Raw genomic sequence first — 2115 nt, forward strand, 5'->3', positions numbered from 1 at the left:
CGACAGGCTCAGCCCGAACGGGTGTGTGGCCGCGACCCGCGCAACCACACGCCCTACCAAACCACTACCACCCCGACCGTTCAGCCTGAGCTTGTCGAAGGCCCGAGCGGATCAACGCCGGTGTTAAAACCGGGCCATGCAAACGCTCAAGATGACAAGGTGGATGGCAGCCATGGCAGTCTGTTTGGCTTCTCTCAGCGCACTGGTCGCCAGCCCGCGCGCCATGGCCCAAGCGGGCGCTGCCTGCAAAGCCGGTGGCACCGTGGACGAAACCAACGCCTGCGCCGTGCAAGCCTTTCAGGCCGCAGACACCGAGATCGCCATCCTCTACGGCGACGTGATGCGCGCCCTGTCGGCCCACGAGCGGCCGCAACTGCGCCAGGAGCATTCGGCCTGGCAGCGCGAACGCACCACCCGCTGCAAGCAGGCCCAGCGCAGCAACGAACCGCAACCCCAGTGGCCCCGCCTGTACCACGAGTGCCTGACGGCCGAAACCCAGGCGCGCCGCAAGGGCCTGATGCGCTGGCTCACGCTGGACCACCCGTCCGCCAAGCCATGAACATGAATATGGACCCGATGAACTCCGCCTCTTCGATCTCCAAATATCCGTTCGGGCTGAGCCTGTCGAAGCCTCGGCGCCGCGCTTCGACAAGCTCAGCGTGAACGGTTGATTGGCGCGTAAACCCCATTCATCCAAAAAGCACAACAACAAGCGACATCGAGACACACCATGGACTTTGAACTCACCGAAGAACAACGCGCCTTTGCCCAGACAGCCCGCGACTTTGCACACGCCGAGTTCGCACCCCACGCCGCGCACTGGGACGAGGAAGGCATCTTCCCGAAAGAAGCCATCGCCAAGGCGGGCGAGCTGGGCTTTTGTGGCCTGTACGCGCCCGAAGCCGCCGGTGGCCTCGCCCTGCCCCGGCTGGACGCCACGCTGGTCTTTGAAGAAATGGCGGCTGTGGACCCCAGCACCACCGCCTTCATCACCATCCACAACATGGCCACCTGGATGCTGGGCACCTGGGCCACACCCGCCGTGCGCGACCACTGGGGCCCGCTGCTCACCACGGGCGAAAAGCTCGCGTCCTACTGCCTGACCGAGCCCGGCGCAGGCTCCGATGCGGCCTCGCTCAAGACACGGGCCGAATTGCAAGGCAACGAATACGTCATCAACGGCAGCAAGGCCTTCATCAGCGGCGCGGGCAGCACCGATGTGCTGGTGCTCATGGCCCGCACCGGCGATGCGCAATCGGGCGCGGGTGGCATCAGCGCCTTTGCCGTGCCCGCCGACACGCCCGGCATCAGCTACGGCAAGAAGGAACAAAAGATGGGCTGGAACAGCCAGCCCACGCGCACCATCAGCTTCGACAACGTGCGCATCCCCGCCGACCACCTGCTGGGCCGCGAGGGCGAAGGCTTCAAGATCGCGATGAAGGGCCTGGACGGCGGCCGCATCAACATCGCCACCTGCTCGGTGGGCGCGGCGCAAGGCGCACTCAACGCCGCCCAGCAGTACATGCAAGACCGCAAGCAGTTCGGCAAACCCATCGCCAGCTTCCAGGCGCTGCAGTTCAAGCTGGCCGACATGGCCACAGAGCTGGTGGCCGCCCGCCAGATGGTGCGCCTTGCTGCCGCCAAGCTCGACGCCGGGGCGCGCGACGCCTCCACCTACTGCGCCATGGCCAAGCGCTTTGCCACCGATGCGGGCTTCACCGTCATCAACGAAGCCCTGCAGGTGCACGGCGGCTACGGCTACATCCGCGAATACCCGCTGGAACGCCTGCTGCGCGACGCCCGCGTGCACCAGATCCTGGAAGGCACGAACGAAATCATGCGCGTCATCATTGCGCGGCGCATGCTGGATGGGGATGCGACGGAGGCGATCCGCTGAGCGAACGCTCCATTTCTGATAGCTACCAGCGCTTATCCATCAAGCGGTAACGGCCAATTTTTCGCATGAAACACACCTCTCAGACGGGTACACCAGCTCACGCACGCACCGCAGCGCCCTGGGCTTACCCCCTCTCCCCTCGCGGGGGAGGGTTGGGGAGAGGGGGCTGCACGCACGCCGCGCCCGTTTCGCCAGCCCCCTCTCCCCGGCCCTCTCCC

General features: G+C 65.7%; 2 protein-coding genes. Both read left to right on the top strand.

Annotation, left to right across the window (positions count from 1 at the left end):
- Nucleotides 1-163: 163 nt before the first annotated feature.
- Entirely contained in the window at nucleotides 164-559 is a 396-nt protein-coding gene (locus ACOQFS_RS06660; protein WP_421562118.1) for a lysozyme inhibitor LprI family protein, read from the top strand.
- A 171-nt stretch (nucleotides 560-730) separates the two neighbouring features.
- Nucleotides 731-1897 carry an acyl-CoA dehydrogenase family protein gene (locus tag ACOQFS_RS06665; RefSeq protein ID WP_421562119.1) on the top strand — a complete coding sequence of 389 codons (1167 nt, stop codon included), beginning with the start codon at nucleotides 731-733 and terminating at the stop codon, nucleotides 1895-1897.
- Nucleotides 1898-2115 lie beyond the last annotated feature (218 nt).

The sequence above is a fragment of the Paracidovorax sp. MALMAid1276 genome (assembly GCF_049198005.1).
Taxonomy (GTDB): domain Bacteria; phylum Pseudomonadota; class Gammaproteobacteria; order Burkholderiales; family Burkholderiaceae_C; genus Acidovorax.

What these genes read in the sequence shown, in the direction of transcription:
- ACOQFS_RS06660 (WP_421562118.1), top strand. Translation starts at nt 164, where the DNA reads ATGGCAGCCATGGCAGTCTGTTTGGCTTCTCTCAGCGCACTGGTCGCC.
- ACOQFS_RS06665 (WP_421562119.1), top strand. Translation starts at nt 731, where the DNA reads ATGGACTTTGAACTCACCGAAGAACAACGCGCCTTTGCCCAGACAGCC.